This is a genomic window from Vibrio sp. Y10_XG_PY6, from assembly GCF_024181795.1.
GTDB classification, from domain to species: domain Bacteria; phylum Pseudomonadota; class Gammaproteobacteria; order Enterobacterales; family Vibrionaceae; genus Vibrio; species Vibrio diabolicus.
In genome coordinates this window covers 32,461-51,361 of sequence record NZ_JAMZAQ010000005.1, presented here as the reverse complement: position 1 = coordinate 51,361, position 18,901 = coordinate 32,461, and the positions used below count along the sequence as shown (strand labels likewise).

At 46.2% G+C, this 18,901-nt stretch carries 19 protein-coding genes; 11 read left to right on the top strand and 8 right to left on the bottom strand.

Features of this window, described 5'->3' with window-relative positions:
- Positions 1-384: 384 nt before the first annotated feature.
- The 4 genes from frdA to frdD are packed head-to-tail and all read left to right on the top strand — an operon-like array spanning position 385 to position 3,716.
- Entirely contained in the window at positions 385-2,184 is a 1,800-nt protein-coding gene (gene frdA / locus NL644_RS20765) for a fumarate reductase (quinol) flavoprotein subunit (protein WP_047010259.1), read from the top strand.
- Positions 2,184-2,942, top strand: coding sequence for a succinate dehydrogenase/fumarate reductase iron-sulfur subunit (locus NL644_RS20760; protein ID WP_005381489.1), 759 nt, complete (start codon positions 2,184-2,186; stop codon positions 2,940-2,942). The genes frdA and NL644_RS20760 overlap by 1 nt, the downstream gene beginning before the upstream one ends.
- A gap of 2 nt (positions 2,943-2,944) precedes the next feature.
- Positions 2,945-3,328 carry a fumarate reductase subunit FrdC gene (frdC, locus tag NL644_RS20755; protein ID WP_253658749.1) on the top strand — a complete coding sequence of 128 codons (384 nt, stop codon included), beginning with the start codon at positions 2,945-2,947 and terminating at the stop codon, positions 3,326-3,328.
- Between the two features lie 10 nt (positions 3,329-3,338).
- Positions 3,339-3,716 carry a fumarate reductase subunit FrdD gene (gene frdD / locus NL644_RS20750; RefSeq protein ID WP_005395421.1) on the top strand — a complete coding sequence of 126 codons (378 nt, stop codon included), beginning with the start codon at positions 3,339-3,341 and terminating at the stop codon, positions 3,714-3,716.
- Between the two features lie 101 nt (positions 3,717-3,817).
- Here frdD and NL644_RS20745 read toward each other — a convergent pair whose 3' ends face one another.
- Together NL644_RS20745 and efp are read right to left on the bottom strand one after the other, a co-directional pair.
- Positions 3,818-5,221 carry an SPFH domain-containing protein gene (locus NL644_RS20745; protein WP_005395423.1) on the bottom strand — a complete coding sequence of 468 codons (1,404 nt, stop codon included), beginning with the start codon at positions 5,219-5,221 and terminating at the stop codon, positions 3,818-3,820.
- A gap of 265 nt (positions 5,222-5,486) precedes the next feature.
- On the bottom strand, positions 5,487-6,053 hold the full coding sequence (gene efp, locus NL644_RS20740) for an elongation factor P (protein WP_005395425.1): 567 nt from the start codon (positions 6,051-6,053) through the stop codon (positions 5,487-5,489).
- A gap of 32 nt (positions 6,054-6,085) precedes the next feature.
- Here efp and epmB point away from each other — a divergent pair, with 32 nt between their 5' ends.
- Together epmB and NL644_RS20730 are read left to right on the top strand one after the other, a co-directional pair.
- On the top strand, positions 6,086-7,108 hold the full coding sequence (gene epmB / locus NL644_RS20735; RefSeq protein ID WP_005381502.1) for an EF-P beta-lysylation protein EpmB: 1,023 nt from the start codon (positions 6,086-6,088) through the stop codon (positions 7,106-7,108).
- Positions 7,109-7,203: 95 nt separating this feature from the next.
- Entirely contained in the window at positions 7,204-7,701 is a 498-nt protein-coding gene (locus tag NL644_RS20730) for an MgtC/SapB family protein (RefSeq protein ID WP_005395427.1), read from the top strand.
- 100 nt (positions 7,702-7,801) lie between these two features.
- On the opposite strand, the gene NL644_RS20725 is transcribed toward NL644_RS20730, so the two are convergent.
- From NL644_RS20725 to NL644_RS20715, 3 genes are all read right to left on the bottom strand, one after another.
- A complete protein-coding gene (locus NL644_RS20725) occupies positions 7,802-8,365 on the bottom strand; it encodes a hypothetical protein (RefSeq protein WP_005395435.1) in 564 nt (187 codons plus the stop codon).
- A 316-nt stretch (positions 8,366-8,681) separates the two neighbouring features.
- Positions 8,682-10,328 (bottom strand): chaperonin GroEL, encoded by a 1,647-nt coding sequence (gene groL, locus NL644_RS20720; protein WP_005381509.1) that lies wholly within the window; start codon positions 10,326-10,328, stop codon positions 8,682-8,684.
- Positions 10,329-10,405: 77 nt separating this feature from the next.
- Complete coding sequence (locus NL644_RS20715; protein ID WP_005381516.1) at positions 10,406-10,696, bottom strand: co-chaperone GroES; 291 nt, start codon at positions 10,694-10,696, stop codon at positions 10,406-10,408.
- 240 nt (positions 10,697-10,936) lie between these two features.
- Here NL644_RS20715 and NL644_RS20710 point away from each other — a divergent pair, with 240 nt between their 5' ends.
- Entirely contained in the window at positions 10,937-12,319 is a 1,383-nt protein-coding gene (locus NL644_RS20710; RefSeq protein ID WP_074190085.1) for an MATE family efflux transporter, read from the top strand.
- A 94-nt stretch (positions 12,320-12,413) separates the two neighbouring features.
- Here the strand turns inward: NL644_RS20710 and pfkA are convergent, their stop codons facing one another.
- The 3 genes from pfkA to NL644_RS20695 form a co-directional block, all read right to left on the bottom strand.
- Complete coding sequence (pfkA, locus tag NL644_RS20705) at positions 12,414-13,376, bottom strand: 6-phosphofructokinase (protein WP_048626679.1); 963 nt, start codon at positions 13,374-13,376, stop codon at positions 12,414-12,416.
- A 284-nt stretch (positions 13,377-13,660) separates the two neighbouring features.
- Positions 13,661-14,569, bottom strand: a complete 909-nt coding sequence (gene fieF, locus NL644_RS20700; protein WP_005397530.1) for a CDF family cation-efflux transporter FieF — start codon at positions 14,567-14,569, stop codon at positions 13,661-13,663.
- 111 nt (positions 14,570-14,680) lie between these two features.
- The gene (locus NL644_RS20695) at positions 14,681-15,193 is read right to left on the bottom strand and encodes a CpxP family protein (RefSeq protein ID WP_005397532.1); all 513 of its coding nucleotides are present in this window, start codon (positions 15,191-15,193) and stop codon (positions 14,681-14,683) included.
- Between the two features lie 190 nt (positions 15,194-15,383).
- Between NL644_RS20695 and NL644_RS20690 the strand changes: the two genes are divergently transcribed.
- From NL644_RS20690 to trmL, 4 genes are all read left to right on the top strand, one after another.
- Positions 15,384-16,073 (top strand): response regulator, encoded by a 690-nt coding sequence (locus NL644_RS20690; protein WP_253658748.1) that lies wholly within the window; start codon positions 15,384-15,386, stop codon positions 16,071-16,073.
- Entirely contained in the window at positions 16,073-17,467 is a 1,395-nt protein-coding gene (gene cpxA, locus NL644_RS20685; RefSeq protein ID WP_253658747.1) for an envelope stress sensor histidine kinase CpxA, read from the top strand. Before NL644_RS20690 ends, cpxA begins: the two co-directional genes overlap by 1 nt.
- A gap of 176 nt (positions 17,468-17,643) precedes the next feature.
- Positions 17,644-18,252 (top strand): superoxide dismutase, encoded by a 609-nt coding sequence (locus NL644_RS20680; protein ID WP_005397537.1) that lies wholly within the window; start codon positions 17,644-17,646, stop codon positions 18,250-18,252.
- 136 nt (positions 18,253-18,388) lie between these two features.
- Entirely contained in the window at positions 18,389-18,868 is a 480-nt protein-coding gene (gene trmL, locus NL644_RS20675) for a tRNA (uridine(34)/cytosine(34)/5-carboxymethylaminomethyluridine(34)-2'-O)-methyltransferase TrmL (RefSeq protein ID WP_005382381.1), read from the top strand.
- Positions 18,869-18,901 lie beyond the last annotated feature (33 nt).

Here is an 18,901-nt window from a genome sequence, read left to right as displayed (position 1 = left end):
TTTTACTCTTCAAGAAGAGAGGAATATCCCTTCTTCTTTTTACTAACGTGCTCGCCTATTTGAGGCAAGTATTACTCGTGCCGCAGCACAAAAAACACTCAGTTAAAATCCTATTATCCATGCGGTTAATGTCACGCAACACAGGTTTAACATCCCTAATGTTAATGCTTGAGGGCCAAAACCTCGATGCCGTGATAGCAGTCACATAACCTATAAATTCTATGCCCTTAAGTGCATTACCGAAGCAAAAACCCAATTACATCAATTTTTCTGCCATGTGGCTCATCTACACTAACCCTACTACTTTTGGGGAGTTCTTTTTAAAGAGCGCCTCGTAATGACAATAACAAGCGGATTTCCGCAATCACACACTGGAGGATAACTGTGCAAATTATCACCACAGATATCGCAGTCATCGGCGCAGGCGGCGCTGGTCTTCGTACTGCTATTGCAGCGGCTGAAGCAAACCCAGACTTAGAAGTCGCTCTGATTTCTAAAGTTTATCCAATGCGCTCCCACACGGTCGCTGCAGAGGGTGGCTCAGCAGCAGTTATCAAGGATGAAGATAGCTTAGACAACCACTTCAACGACACTGTTGGCGGTGGTGACTGGCTATGTGAACAGGACGTTGTTGAATACTTTGTAGAGAACGCGACTCGCGAAATGATCCAAATGGAGCAATGGGGTTGCCCATGGAGTCGTAAAGAGAACGGTGAAGTCAACGTACGCCGCTTTGGTGGTATGAAGGTTGAACGTACTTGGTTCGCTGCAGACAAAACTGGCTTCCACATGCTTCATACGCTATTCCAGACATCAATGAAGTACAGCAACATCAAACGTTTTGATGAGTACTTTGTGGTGGATCTGCTTGTTGATGAAGGCGAAGTTCAAGGTCTGATTGCTATTCACATGTCTGAAGGCGAGCTTGTCACTATCAAAGCAAAATCTGTTGTTCTAGCAACAGGTGGCGCGGGTCGTGTTTACCACTGTAACACCAATGGCGGTATCGTAACGGGCGATGGTATGGCAATGGCTTACCGTCACGGCGTTCCTCTACGTGATATGGAATTCGTTCAATACCACCCAACCGGTCTTCCAGGCACAGGTATCCTGATGACGGAAGGTTGTCGTGGTGAAGGCGGTATCATCGTTAACAAGAACGGCTACCGTTACCTACAAGATTACGGCATGGGCCCTGAAACTCCAGTTGGCCAACCGAAGAACAAATACATGGAACTGGGTCCTCGTGACAAAGTTTCTCAAGCTTTCTGGCACGAACAACAGAAAGGCAACACCATCAAGCACCCTCTTGGTGATGTGGTACACCTTGATCTTCGCCACCTAGGTGAAGAGTACCTACAAGAGCGTCTACCGTTCATCTGTGAGCTAGCAAAAGCTTACGTAAACGTAGACCCTGCAAAAGAGCCAATTCCAATTCGTCCAACGGTTCACTACACCATGGGTGGTATCGAGACAAACGGCGGCTGTGAAACTCGCATTAAAGGTCTATTCGCGGTTGGTGAATGTGCGTCTGTTGGTCTTCACGGTGCAAACCGTCTAGGTTCTAACTCATTGGCTGAGTTCGTGGTATTTGGTCGCGTAGCGGGTGAAAACGCAGTGAAACGCGCTGAAGAATTCAAAGGTTGGAACGAGTCTGCAATCGATGCTCAAGTGAAAGCAGTTGAAGAGCGCATCGCCAAACTGATGAACCAAGAAGGTGATGAGAACTGGGCAAACATCCGTACTGAAATGGGTCATACCATGGAAGCGGGTTGTGGTATCTACCGTCAAGAAGATTTGATGCAAGAAACCATTAACAAGATCACCGAACTAAAAGAACGCTACAAACGCATCAGCATTAAAGACAAAGGCAAAGTGTTTAACACTGATCTTCTGTACGCAATTGAAGTGGGTTACGGCCTAGAAGTCGCAGAAGCGATGGTTCACTCTGCGATTCTACGTAAAGAATCTCGCGGTGCGCACCAACGTCTGGACGACGGTTGTACAGAACGTGATGACGTGAACTTCCTAAAACACTCGCTTGCTTTCTACAAACCAGATTCAGCGCCAAGTATCGATTACAGCAATGTGACTATCACTAAGTCACAACCAAAAGCTCGTCTATACGGTGAAGCAGCAGAAAAAGCCGCAGCTGAAGAGAAGAACGCAGAGGAGCAAGCATAATGTCAGCAAATCGCATTCAAAAAGTAGACATTCTGCGTTATGACCCAGAAAAAGATGCAGAACCATACAAGCAAACATTCGAAGTGCCATTCGATGAAACCATGTCTGTGCTTGACGCACTGGGCTACATTAAAGATCACCTAGACAAAGATCTGTCTTACCGTTGGTCTTGCCGTATGGCGATCTGTGGTTCTTGCGGCATCATGGTGAACAACGTACCGAAGCTTGCTTGTAAGAGCTTCCTACGTGATTACCCAGACGGTGTGACTATCGAGCCTCTAGCGAACTTCCCAATCGAGAAAGACTTGATTGTTGATATGACACCGTTCATCGAACGTCTTGAAGCGATCAAACCATACATCATTGGTAACGACCGTAAACCAGAAGACGGTACGAACTTGCAAACGCCAGAGCAAATGGCGAAATACAAGCAGTTCGCTGGTTGTATCAACTGCGGTCTGTGCTACGCGGCGTGTCCTCAGTTTGGTCTGAACCCTGAGTTCATCGGTCCTGCGGCACTAACGCTAGCGCACCGCTACAACCTAGACAGCCGTGACAACGGTAAAGATGAGCGCATGAAGCTTATCAACGGTGAAAACGGTGCTTGGGGTTGTACGTTTGTTGGTTACTGTTCTGAAGTTTGTCCGAAGAACGTTGACCCAGCAGCGGCAGTAAACCAAGGCAAAGTGGAGTCTTCTATGGACTTCGTGATTGCTATGTTGAAACCTGATGGTTCACCAAAGAAAGTGGAGGCATAAGGATGAGCAATCGTAAACCTTACGTTCGTGAAGTAAAACGCACTTGGTGGAAGAACCATCCTTTCTACCGCTTCTACATGCTACGTGAAGCGACTGTGCTGCCTTTGGTCCTATTCACTCTGTTCCTAACTTTCGGTTTAGGTTGCTTGGTGAAAGGCCCTGAAGCATGGCAAGGTTGGTTGGATTTTATGGCAAACCCAATCGTAGTCGCAATCAACATCGTTGCACTACTAGGTAGCCTATTCCACGCTCAAACTTTCTTCAGCATGATGCCGCAAGTAATGCCAATTCGTTTGAAAGGCAAACTGGTGGACAAGAAAATCATCGTATTGACTCAGTGGGCCGCGGTTGCGTTCATCTCACTGTTCGTTCTCATCGTGGTGTAAGGAGCTGAGCATGAAACCGAATTATAGTGTAAACACATCACCAAAACGTTCTGATGAGCCAATCTGGTGGGGTCTATTTGGTGCTGGCGGTACTTGGTTCGCGATGATCACGCCAATCACGGTATTGGTGCTAGGTATCTTGGTCCCACTAGGCGTGATTGATGCAGAAGCGATGAGCTACGAGCGTGTCTCCGAATTCGCAACCAGTATCATCGGTGCGCTATTCATCATTGGCACCCTAGCTCTACCAATGTGGCATGCGATGCACCGTGTACACCACGGCATGCACGACCTTAAATTCCACACTGGTGTGATAGGTAAAATTGCATGCTATGCATTTGCAGGCCTCATTACTGCACTAGCCGTTATCTTTATCTTCATGATTTAAGATACTGACTAAAAAGAAAAAGCTGGCTCTATGCCAGCTTTTTTATTGCTTTGGGTTACCCATGATCTTTTTGCTTTTTAAGTTTTTGACCACCCATGATCTTATTGCTGTATGACCTTCTTCGTTTGGTCCATAAGACCCAGGGCGCCAAAGCCAGTAATCACATCTAGGTTTGTTTTCAAGCCCGTTTCTTCGCTACCACCAATGTAGTTTTGTGGCATCTGAACTTGGAAGTTTTGCAAGTTGTTGTACAACGAGTTCGCTACGTCTCGATTCAACTCTGCCAAATAAACTTCACGGTTTGCCCCTAACGCCGAGTACTTCGCTTTTAGGACCTCAGATTCTGCACGACCTTTCGCTAATATCGCTTTCGCTTCAAACTCAGCAGAAAGTGCGTTCGCCTTTTGAATGGCTAAGTTAGCCTCTGCGATAGCTAGCTCTTTCTCCTTCTCGACTTCAGCAAGTCGTTTGGTTTTTTCCACTTCAACGATTTCACGCTCTGCAATCTGACGTGCAACTTCCACTTCTTTTTGCTGAGCAATAATAGCGAGTTCTTTACCACGCTGAGCGTCTTGCACTTCACGTGTTCGTTGAATCTCTTTACGTAACTGCTCGGTCTCAGCCTGTGCTTTCGACGTTTCTTGTTCCTGAATCGCGCGAATACGATCCGCCACTAAACGCTTTTTATCCGCCAATAGCTGATCCAATTGCTTTTCTGGCTGTGGGTCACCAATGGTCACCTGCGTCACTTGAATGCCGTATTGTTGTAACGGGTTGTCTTGACGAATTGGTTGCCCGGTTTTATCTACAACTGGCACCGTTTTCCAAACCAGTTGATTGGTGCGCTGTAGTTGGTTCGCATTGGCCTGATTCGCCCCAACAGGCGCAAGATCCAACTCTTCCACTTCAACCTGACGTCGCTCTGTTAGATAAATCCCCTCTCGCAACTGATCGCCAAGTTTCGATTTGAACTGGTTCAAACCACCTTGGAAAAACTCTTCACCCGTGTATTGGGTAGCAGTAATCACCGTCACGTTACGTGCGTTCTTTACAAGCAGCGCATCAATCAAGTTACTGTTGTTACGGAACTCTTTGTGCATCTTCTTCACCGCTTCAGGGTCATTACTGAGCTTAAAGCGGAATGTTACGGGGATCTGACCAATGTAGGTGTCGGCAAATCGAACCTGAATCGCATCAAGACGTTGATAAAAATCTTCGCCCTTGCTGTTACCGAATGACACAGTGATCACTTGGTCATACTTGGTGATTTTGGACAGAAATGGCATACGAAAATGAATGCCAGGTTCAGTAAATACATCCAACTCACCAGTGATATTGTTCTGATGCACGTAGCTGTAACCTGCATCGGTCATCAGCACAGAGCTATTAATCGTTAAGCCTATTGCCAACAGCGGTACGCCAAACACCGCAGCTTTCAATCCTTTGTGTAGTAACTGACGTCTTTCTTCCACCTTTAAACCCCTTCCTAAACCTCTGCTTTCCATTTTGTTCTCCTTTTTGGATTGTTACTGAGTTAAATCGATAAAAATCAGATTGCTATGCAACTCAACAACAAGAACCAATGTATCAAAATGTTACATTAAGGAATAATCGACAGATTCATGAAATAAATAAGATTTTTACGAATAATACAAAATCATCGAAAATTTGCGGAGGATATCGATTTTCTATGCAGGAACATTCAAGAGAGAATTACAGGCAATAAAAAAGGCCGCCAAAGCGACCTTTCTAACAATCAATCTAAAGTGCTTACTTGACACGGCCTACGTATTCAGCCGTACGAGTATCAACGCGAATCACTTCACCAATTGAGATGAACAGAGGAACACGAACAACAGCGCCAGTTGATAGCGTAGCTGGTTTACCACCAGTACCTTGAGTATCACCTTTCAGGCCTGGATCTGTGTCTACCACTTCTAGCTCAACGAAGTTTGGTGGAGTAACAGTAATTGGGTTACCGTTCCAAAGAGTGATCATACAAGTGTTGTTTTCTACCAACCACTTAGCGTTGTCACCTACCGCTTTTGCGTCTGCTGCGATCTGTTCAAACGTTTCACTGTTCATAAAGTGGTAGAATTCGCCGTCTGAATATAGATAATCTAGGTCGATATCCATTACGTCTGCCACTTCACAAGTGTCACCAGACTTGAATGTTTTCTCTAGCACTTTACCAGAAAGAAGTTTACGAATTTTAACGCGGTTGAACGCTTGGCCTTTACCTGGTTTAACGTATTCGTTTTCCAGAATTACACAAGGCTCGTTATCAAGCATTAACTTAAGACCGCCTTTAAATTCATTGGTGCTAACTGTAGCCATTTTTTCCTCTTACATTCTTAGAGCTAAATTCAATGCCGCACATAATAACCCGAAAAGTCGAATCTGTTGAGCAAAACTGGCTCAAACAGTTGGCGAATGGGATCTCTGATCCTGCAAAATTGCTCGAAATACTGGAAATAGATCCTTCACCGTGGCAAGACGGGTTTGCCGCGCGCAAGCTGTTTGCACAGCGTGTACCGCAAAGTTTTGTCGATAGGATGGAGAAAGGCAACCCTAAAGACCCTCTTTTACGTCAGGTTTTACCATTAAGTGATGAATTTGAAGTACATCCGGGCTATTCCAACGATCCGTTAGAAGAGCAGGATAATGAAGTCCCTGGTCTGCTACACAAGTATCGCAACCGCGCCTTAATGATCGTCAAAGGTGGCTGCGCGGTAAATTGCCGTTACTGTTTTCGTCGTCACTTCCCATATCAAGAAAATAAAAGCGGCAAGCAGGCATGGACAAAGTGCTTAGAGTACATGGCGCAGCAACCAGAGTTGAACGAAGTCATCTTCTCAGGTGGTGATCCATTAATGGCAAAAGACGATGAAATTCATTGGCTTTTAGAGCACATTGCTCACATACCTCACATCAAACGTCTGCGTATTCATAGCCGTTTACCTGTGGTGATTCCCGCTCGAGTCACTGATGAACTATGCCAACTGCTGCAAGCATCAAGGTTGCAAATCATCCTCGTGACTCACATCAACCATGCCAACGAAATCAATGACGAATTTGCTGAACAGATGTTCAAGCTCAAAAGAGCAGGCGTTACGCTTCTAAACCAAGGCGTTCTGCTGAAAGGCGTGAATGATTCGGTAGAAGCTCAAGTGGCGTTAAGTGAAGCCTTATTTGACGCGGGTATCTTGCCTTATTACCTCCACGTTCTTGATAAGGTGCAAGGCGCGGCGCACTACTTTATTTCGGACGAAGAAGCAAAAGCCATTATGCGCGGACTCATCACACGTGTATCGGGTTATCTGGTACCAAAACTCACACGAGAAATTGGTGGCAGGCCAAGTAAAACGCCGTTGGATTTGCATTTAGAATAGGTCCTGACGCTCAATTAAATTTGTCGTCACGACCGTTCCTTTTTGTTCGCTTTGCACGGTAAGTCTATGCATACTCCGCTCTTTTGGAGGTCAAGATGCATACAGCACTCGAACAAATTTTCGATCTTGGCCCATTCAGCTGGCCTGCCCTACTATGCTGTGCCATTAATGGGCTAATGATCGGTATCGAACGCCAAACTCGTGGTAAACCTGTTGGCATTCGCACGGCAATTCTTATTATTTCAGGCACTTACCTGTTTATGTCGATGGCAGTATCGTTATCGCCAAATACGCTCGATCAAGCACGCGTGCTTGGTCAGATTATTACTGGCGTCGGCTTCTTGGGCGCAGGCGTGATGATGACACTCGATGGAAAAATCCACGGCGTAACATCCGCAGCGGTTATTTGGGTACTGGCAGGATTAGGGTTGATGATCGGTTTGGGTTATTTAACGCAGTCGGTGGTCATTACCCTACTGGCTTTAACGGTGTTACTGGGCGTGGATAAAGCAGAAAACCACATCAAAGCATTGCGCCGAGGGGTTCACCAAAGAATTCAACAACGCAAAACCTCATCCCGCTTAATTAAATAGTTAACGCGCCGGTAAACTCGCTTCACCCCATCAGTAATTAAAAAGCCCTCGACGAATATCGAGGGCTTTCGGTATCTAAAGATTCTGACTTGCTCAGGGATTATTTAGCGAAGTTGATGAGTGGGAAACACTTGAAGAAACCGTTATCCGCACAGTTCAAAAGACCAATTTGTACGCCATCAATTTGATCGGTCATGTTGAAGAAACCAAACTGGAAGTTAGACTTTTTAGAGATACTCGCTAAGCCCACATCCGCCATGGTGTAGCCTTCAGAATAGTTCACCGCGCTCCAGTTCAAGCCTTTTACATTGTTCGTAATGTTGACAGCACCCAAGTTAACACCCGTCGTCTGCCCTTGGTTCCAGTTAACTAAGCCTAAAGACGCACCTTTCATTTCTTGGTTTACCTTTGCTGCACCAAAAAACAGACCGAAGTTCACACCTGTCGTACGATCCGTTTCTGACATACCAAGCAGCGAAAAGTCGACACCTTTAACCTCATTCACCTGTCCATGCAACACGGCTAAACGAACACCACCAACCGACGAGTTAGAAGGTGCGTTTGTGTTGTCGATAGTAGAGAACATCACAGGTGTACTGTCAGCAAGAGCAACTGGTGATGCGATAGCGGCTGCAACCGCCAATGACGTCATAAGCTTTTTCATTTTCATCTCCATGATGGGAAGCAACAATTTACAACATAGTGTAATGTTCAGATTTTGCGCTATCCACGTTCAAAAAGTGTTAGCGGTAGGTCAGATTTAACCATCTGACTCAAAAGAAAAAATTTTATCGCTTCTATTTTCATGTTTTTCCACTGACATTTCTTGAACTCGCCTCTCACAATCGAAGCCACATCAGAATGCTATATTTCTCGGATAACGCGCATAAAAAAGTCGAGGCAAATGCCTCGACTTTTAAAGGTTTGGTCGGTTATCTTTCCGCTATAAGGATTCCCTTAGAGCAAAGAGATAAGCTGGCTTACATCATGCCGCCCATACCGCCCATGCCACCCATGCCACCCATGTCAGGCATCGCTGGTGCGTCTTTTTGCGGTAGGTCAGTAACCATTGCTTCAGTCGTTATCATCAGACCCGCAACCGATGCTGCGAACTGTAGCGCAGAACGAGTTACTTTCGTTGGGTCTAGAATACCCATCTCTAGCATGTCGCCGTATTCGCCTGTTGCTGCGTTGTAACCGTAAGAGCCTTCACCCGCTTTCACATTGTTCGCAACCACTGAGTCTTCCTCACCTGCGTTCTTCGTGATTTGACGGATTGGCGCTTCCATTGCACGTAGTGCAACGCGGATACCAACGTTTTGCTCTTCGTTGTCACCCGTTAGGTGAGCAATCTTAGATGCCGCGCGGATAAGTGCAACACCACCACCAGCAACAACACCTTCTTCAACCGCTGCACGAGTTGCGGCTAGCGCATCTTCTACACGGTCTTTCTTCTCTTTCATTTCAACTTCAGTTGCTGCACCAACTTTGATTACTGCAACACCGCCAGCCAGTTTCGCTACGCGCTCTTGTAGTTTCTCTTTGTCGTAGTCTGAAGTTGCGTCTTCGATTTGTTGACGAATTTGAGCTACGCGGCCAGAGATCATCTCTTCTTCACCGATACCATCGATGATAGTCGTGTTTTCTTTCGTGATAGAAACACGCTTCGCTTGACCTAGATCTTCTAGTGCTACTTTTTCAAGCTCTAGACCGATTTCTTCAGAAATCACAGTACCGCCAGTTAGGATAGCGATGTCTTGTAGCATTGCTTTACGACGGTCACCGAAGCCAGGTGCTTTCACTGCTGCAACTTTCACGATGCCACGCATGTTGTTGACAACCAATGTTGCTAGCGCTTCGCCTTCTACATCTTCTGCGATGATAAGCAGTGGACGAGACGCTTTCGCTACAGCTTCTAGCGTTGGAAGAAGTTCACGAATGTTTGAGATCTTCTTATCAACTAGCAGGATGAATGGGTTTTCTAGATCAACACTGCCTGACTCTTGGTTGTTGATGAAGTAAGGAGATAGGTAACCGCGGTCGAACTGCATACCTTCAACTACGTCTAGCTCATCTTGTAGCGCCTGACCTTCTTCAACAGTGATAACGCCATCACGGCCCACACGCTCCATTGCTTCAGCAATGATGTTACCTACGCTTGCGTCTGAGTTTGCAGAGATAGTACCAACCTGTGCGATCGCTTTCGTGTCGTTACATTCAACAGAAAGCTCTTTTAGTTGCTCTACTGCTGCTGCTACTGCTTTGTCGATACCACGCTTAAGGTCCATTGGGTTCATACCCGCTGCGACTGCTTTTAGACCTTCGTTTACGATAGATTGTGCTAGTACTGTTGCTGTTGTTGTACCGTCACCTGCCGCGTCGTTTGCTTTAGACGCAACTTCTTTAACCATTTGTGCGCCCATGTTCTGGAATTTATCTTCCAGCTCGATTTCACGCGCTACTGATACACCATCTTTCGTGATAGTCGGTGCACCAAAAGATTTGTCTAGAACGACATTACGTCCTTTTGGACCCAGTGTTACTTTTACTGCGTCAGCCAGAACGTTTACACCTTCTAGCATTTTAACTCGTGCGTCATTACCAAATTTAACGTCTTTAGCAGCCATCTTTGATTTCCTTTCTAAAATTCTTTGTGTGTAATTTCGTAATTGAATCTGAGCAAAAAATTACTCAATGATTGCTATTATTCAACGATCGCCATGATGTCGTTTTCAGACATGACAAGCACTTCTTTACCGTCGATTTTTTCAGTTTTTGTACCGTAACCTTCAGCGAAGATAACAGTATCACCAACTTTAACGTCCAGCGGCAGTACTGTGCCGTTTTCTAGGATGCGGCCTTTACCCACAGCTAGAACAACACCGCGAGTTGATTTTTCTGCAGCAGAACCAGTGAGAACGATGCCACCAGCAGACTTAGATTCAACTTCTTTACGTTCAACGATAACTCGGTCATGTAATGGACGAATGTTCATCGGTCGTCTCTCCTGAAAATTTCCATGTTTATTTGATAATTGTCCTTAGGGACTGTAGCCCCAGACACGTGATCCCTATATAAGGGGTCGAAGCAGCGATCCCAAGGGGGTGGCACAAAATTTTTGTGACTTAGTTAAAATAACGAACAACTAAGCAACGGTTTGCGTTCGAAATGCTCACTCGCCCAGCATCTCGCTTTCTTGTATCCTTGCAGTTTGCTCACCACATAGTTGTCATACATGCAGGAAAATAACAAGCTGGAACCCCAAGCGACCGATAAGCATGGTTTGTTGACCGCACCCATTCCTGAAACGCTGCGGAAAATGACCGTCCCCATGACCATGGGCATGATCGCGATTTTGATGTTTAACTTGGTGGACACGTTTTTTATCTCGTTGCTTGGTACTCAAGCGCTAGCGGCGATCAGCTATACCTTCCCTGTAACCTTTGCGGTTAACTGCATCACGATGGGAATAGGGATGGGTCTATCGACCAATATTGGTCGCTTACTTGGACAAGGTCACGCCCCACAAGCCGCTCGGTTTACCACTCACGGTTTGTTGTTAGCGGTGTTACTCGTGGCTATCGCCTCTTCGATTGGCTTTGCCACTATTGCACCACTGTTCCGCTTTCTTGGCGCAGCCGACGACCTAATTCCACTCATCGAAGAGTACATGCAGGTGTGGTATCTCACCATTCCATTGTTGGTGATCCCAATGGCGGGCAATAGCGCGATACGAGCATCTGGGGATACAAAAACACCTGCCAAAATCATGATGTTGGCGGGCTTGATTAACGGCATGCTCGATCCACTACTGATCTTCGGACTTGGCCCATTCCCCGAGCTTGGCATCCAAGGGGCGGCAATAGCCAGTGCTTTTAGCTGGTTAGGTGCACTATGTGGCTCATTCTATGTGCTAGTTAAACGCGAAAAGTTGCTCGCTCAACCCCAATGGTCCTTGCTGAAACAAGATTGGCAGCAAACTTTAAAAATCGGCACTCCTGCCGCACTGTCGAACGCGATGAATCCATTGTCCGGTGCCATTCTGATGATGCTGTTATCCAACCACGGTACGGCAGCAGTTGCGGCTTACGGTGCGGCGCAGCGTATTGAGTCTATTTTGATCCTAGTCTTGATGTCTCTGACCTCAGCACTCACGCCATTCATGGCACAAAACTTAGGGGCGAAAAACCCTCAACGCGCCTTTTCCGGCTTATTTATCAGCATGCGTTTTGCGGTGGTGTTCCAAGGGTTTATCTTCTTGATGATGGTGCCATTGAGTATTCCTCTAGCGGCATTGTTCTCGCAGGAAGAAGCGGTAAAAAATCTGCTGTGGCATTACCTGCTTGTGGTGCCGTTTAGTTATGGTTTTCAAGGCATTGTGATGATGTTAATCAGTGGTTTGAATGCGATGCACAAACCATTACGAGCATTTCAATGGAGCTTTATGCGTCTGTTCGTGTTTACCCTGCCATCAGCATGGATCGGAAGCCAAATTTACAGTATTGAAGGCTTGTTTATAGGTATCGCAGTGGGGAATACGTTAGGTGGCCTACTTGGCTATATGTTTGCACTGCGCGAACGTAAATTGACGCTCATTGAACAGAGCAGCGCTTCGTAAGATTTTGTCCGATGCGTCAGCTTCCTTTTGCTAATACTCAAATACAAAAAAACCGCGGAAAGCCGCGGTTTTTCTTTATCTATTTCAAACTTGCTTAGAACAGTTCTTCAGCAACTTTGTATAGATCGTTGCGTACTGGACGCTTCATGTTTTCGATCGCGTCGATGATGTCGTGGTGAACAAGTTGCTCTTTCACGATACCTACACAGCGACCGCCATGACCTTCAAGCAGTAGGTGAACAGCGTAGTTACCCATGCGAGATGCTAGAACGCGGTCAAATGCCGTTGGACGACCACCACGTTGGATGTGACCAAGTACTGTTGCACGAGTTTCACGACCTGTCGCCGCTTCGATGTCACGAGCCAGTTCATTGGCATCCATCATTAGCTCAGTCAACGCGATGATTGCGTGTTTCTTACCTTTTGCAATGCCGTCTTGGATGTTGCTGATCAGCTTGTCTTTGTCTAGGCCAGTTTCTGGAGTGATGATGTACTCACAACCACCCGCGATTGCAGACATCAGAGTTAGGTCACCACAGTGACGACCCATGATTTCTACAATTGAAATACGTTGGTGAGATGAAGAAGTATCACGTAGACGGTCGATTGCATCGATAACTGTGTTTAGTGCACTTAGGTAGCCCACTGTGTAGTCAGTACCAGCGATATCGTTATCGATTGTGCCTGGAAGACCGATACATGGGTAACCCATTTCAGTCAGTTTCTTCGCACCCATGTACGAACCGTCACCACCGATCACGACTAGCGCATCGATACCATGTTTTTTCAGGTTCTCAATCGCTTTTTCACGCACTTCCACTTCTTTAAATTCAGGGAAACGTGCAGAACCTAGGAACGTACCACCTTTGTTGATCACATCTGAAACGCTAGAACGATCTAGCTTCTCGATGCGGCCTTCGTATAGGCCTAGGTAGCCGTCGTACACACCGAATACTTCCAATCCCTCGGATAGTGCTGTACGTACTACGCCGCGTATCGCCGCGTTCATACCAGGTGCGTCACCGCCACTTGTTAAAACACCGATCTTCTTAATCATGCTCACCCTCGATCTTTGGCAATCAATTATTTAATTTTCTTTTAGGCCCCTTGTTACCAAGCAACCTGCATAATCCAGAACTGTGCGTTATGTTACATTTCCTCTACAGGATTACCAATGAAAACGCACTTTTTTATGTAACTTTTCTACTTATGTAAGAGTATTACAGTTTCTCTATGAAACTTTGTTGATTCACATCAGGATCACGAATCTTAATAAGTATTGATGGAAAGATAGTCAATAAGTGCCTGTTTGTCGTCAGGCACTTATGGATTTTTCGAGCCCTACCAATCTTGCGCTTTTTGCTCTTTCTCTGGCCCAAAAACGACAGACAACGGATCTTGATGGATCAAAACATCCGCATCAGGAAACAAAGCTAAAAGGTTTTCCTCAACTTTATCGGCAATATAGTGCGCTTCGATTAAACGTAAGTTATCGTCTAGCTCCAAGTGCAACTGAATAAAGCGTGTCGGTCCTGACATACGGGTGCGCAGTTGATGAACCCCAAGAACCCCTTTCACATTCAAACATTCATTGCGGATTTGCTCTAATTCGGAATCCGGCAGCTTTCGGTCTAATAACGTCTGAATCGCTTCGCTGACCATTTTGAAGGCGCTGTAAAGAATGAAGACACCAATGCCAATCGCAAACACCGCATCCGCTTGTGTCACGCCAAAGTAGCTGAGTCCCAGAGCCACCATGATCGCAGCGTTCATATACAAATCAGTCTGATAATGCAGAGAATCTGCCGCGATTGCTTGGCTCCCTGTCACGCGTACCACATGTTTTTGGAACATCACCAAGCCAAGTGTGACCACAATCGCAAACAGCGATACATAAACACCGAGCTCCGGCGCATGCAGTGCGTGTGGACGGAAAAATCGGTCAATCCCGTTCAGGATCAAAAATACCGCCGACCCCGAAATAAACATAGCCTGAGCCAAGGCCGCTAAAGACTCAGCTTTACCATGCCCAAACGTATGTTCGCGGTCTGCTGGTTGTAAGGCATAACGGACAACAACGAGATTTACCACCGACGCGGCGATATCCAACATTGAGTCGATCAGTGATGCCAATAGGCTAACTGAGCCGGTTACCCACCACGTGATGACTTTTACAATCAAGAGAAGAGTCGCCACAATAGTTGCAGTCCAAGCTGCGGTCGTCACTAAACGTGCATATTGCTGTTTCATAATCAAAGAGTTAACTCAAACCATACGTTGAGTATATTGAATGCCCATGAAATAACCAGATCAAAAAGAGGCAACCAATGGCTGCCTCTTTATATAACATCAATTCATGACTTAATTATTGCGGTATTTTTCCATGCGCTTATGCATTCTGTCGCCACACTCTTGCATGCGTTCATTTTGCAACTTCACAAACTCTGCTTTTTGTTCTGGCGTTAATACGCTCAGCATTTGGTGCTTTCTTTCTAGCATTTGCACACGGTGCTCAGTTTGGCGTTCAACCATTTCTTTTGCTAATGCGGTCGCTTGCGCTTCATCAAAACTATCCGCTAGTAAGAGTGACTGCATTTTTGCGTGGTGTGCTTGTCGCTCAGCCATACGAGCTTCGCGATTTTCAGAATATTTGCCTTTCATCTGTGCGCGGTTTGCTTCACGGAAAGACTTAAGCTGATCTTTTTGAGCATCCGTCAAATTCAAATCACGCATAATGCCACGGTCCATTCCCATGCCACATTCATCACGCGGGCCTTGATGATGGTTTTTACCACCGTATGCGAATGCGCTTGCTGCGCCGAGAGTGAGAGGTAGAACAACAGCAGCTAACACAAGTTTTTTTGCAGATTTCATAATTTGATTCCTTACACAGGTGAGTGATTCTTCTGAGCTGTTCTCACAGCGCTTGAGTATAGAATACGACCCACTAGGTAAAGCGACGTATAGGGAGCGTAAAGAATCGTAAAGAGTGATTTTTACCCTCTTCGCAGCACATCATTCCAATGTAATATTAAGCTATCGGTAACTTACTATAGGTGCCCCCATGGCAAACATTCTTTTAATTGATGACGATATCGAGCTAACCAGCTTATTAAAAGAGGTACTCAGTTTCGAAGGATTTGACGTCAGCGAAGCAAATGATGGCGAATCAGGCTTAGCTGCGGTCAATGATAAGATTGATTTGATTTTGTTGGATGTCATGATGCCGAAGCTAAATGGCATGGAAACCCTTAAACGCTTGCGTGAAAACTGGGAAACTCCTGTCTTGATGCTGACCGCTAAAGGGGAAGAAATTGACCGCGTGATCGGTTTAGAGCTAGGCGCGGATGATTATTTACCGAAACCTTTTAGTGACCGTGAACTGTTAGCACGTATCCGTGCGATCTTACGCCGTACCAGCAGCACACAAAAAAACACCAAAAACAGCGATTGCATTGAGTATCAAGAGCTCCGTCTTTACCCAGGTAAACAAGAAGCATACTGCGATCAACAGTTGCTCGATCTCACAGCAACCGAGTTTGCTCTGTTGACCCACTTTGTGCAAAACCCAGGACAAGTGCTAACTAAAGAAACATTGAGCTTAGATGTGCTTGGTAAACGACTCGCCGCTTTTGATCGCGCGATCGATATGCATGTTTCGAACTTACGTAAAAAATTACCAGATCAGAGCAATGGCAAGCCGCGCATCAAAACCCTGCGTGGTCGTGGCTATATGCTGCTTGAGGAGGATTAATGCGCCTATCACGCATCAAACTGCCAAACATCAATAGCTTGTATGGACGCATCTTTGCCATTTTTTGGTTCACTATGTTATTGGTGTTGATAGCCGTGTTATCACTGCCACATTTGGACCCTCGCAAAGCTCGCGACATTCCAGAAGAGCACTATAAACGTATGGTAGAAACGCGTGACGCAATCCAACAAAAATACCGTCAGCAAACTGATTTAGGTCGAATACTATTTCGTATCGAGGGTAACCGTCACGGTAAGCATGACCCTCGTCCGCGCGTATTTTTTTCTGACTACAGCGGTAATGTTCTTACGACAGAAAAACGCAGTAACTTCCAATTGCGTGCCATGCAAAACTTTGTCACCAGTATCGAAGATTACAACCAACCAAAGCAGAAACTGTATGGTCGATACATGATTGCAGGTCCAATCCCAATTACTTTGGCTGGCTCCGATATCTTGATGTATGTGGGCTTCAAGTGGAATGAGCCACCACCACTACTCTTGCGTCTGTTTGATCACCCATTCCAGCTGTTGCTCGCGGTCATGCTGGTTAGTACACCCTTGCTGTTATGGCTTGCTTGGGCATTGAGTCAGCCAGCGCGTCGTCTTGAAGCCGCCGCTCAACGTGTCGCGAAAGGCGAATTTGTCACAGACCCAAATTTAGAAAAAGGCACGGCAGAGTTTCGTCAAGCTGGCAGCAGCTTCAACCAGATGGTCGAGGCGGTCAATCAGATGATTTCAGGACAGCAACGCCTGCTATCCGACATCTCTCACGAGTTACGCTCACCTTTAACTCGCCTACGTATGGCGAGCGCATTAGCGACGCGTAAGCAGGGTGAAAGCCCAGAACTGACTCGTATCGATACCGAAGCGCAGCGCCTGGAACAGATGATCAGCGAATTGCTTGAACTGTCTCGCATGCAGGCGAACAGCCATATGACTCGCGAAACGCAGCCACTGGAAAGTTTGTGGGAAGAGATCATTAAAGATGCGCAGTTTGAAGCTGAGCAAATGGGTAAGCACCTACACTATTCTGAACTGCCAAAACGAAGTATCTCCGGCAATCCTAAACTGCTGATGAGTGCGGTGGAAAACATCGTTCGTAACGCCATCTATTACGGGAAAGATGAGGTGCAAATCGACATCAAGGCCGATGAGGATACGCTGCATATCACGGTTGATGACAATGGCGAGGGCGTTCCAGAAGAAGAATTAGCCGCGATTTTTCGCCCGTTTTATCGCGTTTCAACGGCCCGCGATCGCCACTCCGGCGGCACGGGTCTCGGCCTAACCATTACCGAAAGTGCCATCCGCCAGCACAGTGGAACGATCGTCGCCAGTCGAAGTCCGTTAGGCGGATTGCGCATGAGTATCACCTTACCTATCAATCGTTAACTTCAAGCCGATGAGCTAACAGTAAGCCACACCCTATTTCTAGAGTGAGAGATTCACGGCTTCATCTTCACTTTAGAAATTGGGTGGGAACGCCTTCGAATACCCTTACAAAGATCAAAGTTGATAATAATTATCGTTAGCATTAAAGTGAATTTTCCAATTAAGGAGGATTTACTATGTCACATACATTTCCCGCTCTGCCTTACCCGTACGATTCACTAGAGCCGTACATCGACGCGAAAACCATGGAAGTGCACTACAGCAAACATCACAAGACTTATTTCGATAAGTTCGTAAGTGCCGTTGAAGGGAGCGAGCTCGAAACTCAGTCGCTAGACGAGATCTTTGACAATATCTCTAAGCTCAGCCCTGCAGTACGTAATAATGGCGGCGGCTACTACAACCACATCATTTATTGGAATTGCATGTCTCCAAACGGTGGCGGTGAGCCTCAAGGCGCACTTGCTCAGGCAATTAACGATAAATTTGGTAGCTTTGCGCAATTTAAAGAAGCGTTTGCCCAAGCCGCGATTAATACCTTTGGTTCTGGCTTTGCATGGCTGATCGTAAAAGATGGAGAGATTCACATTACGTCCACCAGCAATCAAGATAACCCTCTGATGGACGTAGTGGATGTACGCGGCGAGCCAATTCTCGCTCTTGACGTGTGGGAGCACGCGTATTACATCAGCTACCAAAACCGTCGTCCAGAATACATTGATGCATGGTGGAACGTCGTTAATTGGCGAGCGGTTGAAGAAAATTACGCTCACGCTCTATTATAAAGAGCATCGATACTTACGGTATTAGCGTCCGCGCTAATGCCTGCTTTCATACCCAGGTCAATCTTGCTGAATCTCGCATATCTTGCTGACTTGGGTATATACTGCCCCTCTATTTGACCAACTCTATTTCAATACCATGTTTGATATCGCTTTATACGAACCAGAAATCGCGCCGAACACCGGCAACATCATTCGACTTTGTGCCAACTGCGGTGCAAACCTTCACTTAATTGAACCTCTGGGTTTCGATCTTGAAGAGAAGAAAGTCCGCCGCGCTGGTTTGGATTACCATGATTTAGCTCGCGTAACGCGTCATAAGAACTATCAAGCATTCTTAGAATATTTAGAGAAAGAGAAACAAGGTAACTACCGATTGTTTGCCTGCACCACCAAAACCACAGGTCACCACGTTGATGCACAATACCAAGCAGGTGACGTATTGATGTTTGGTCCAGAAACTCGTGGCTTGCCTGCTGAAATCATCGATAGCTTGCCAATGGAGCAGCGTATCCGCATTCCAATGATGCCAGATGCGCGTAGCCTAAACCTTTCGAACGCCGTTGCGATCATTGCTTTTGAAGCATGGCGTCAAATGGGATTTGAAGGCGCGTTGTAAGCCCCACGAATTCCAAACACAAAAAAGGGCGCT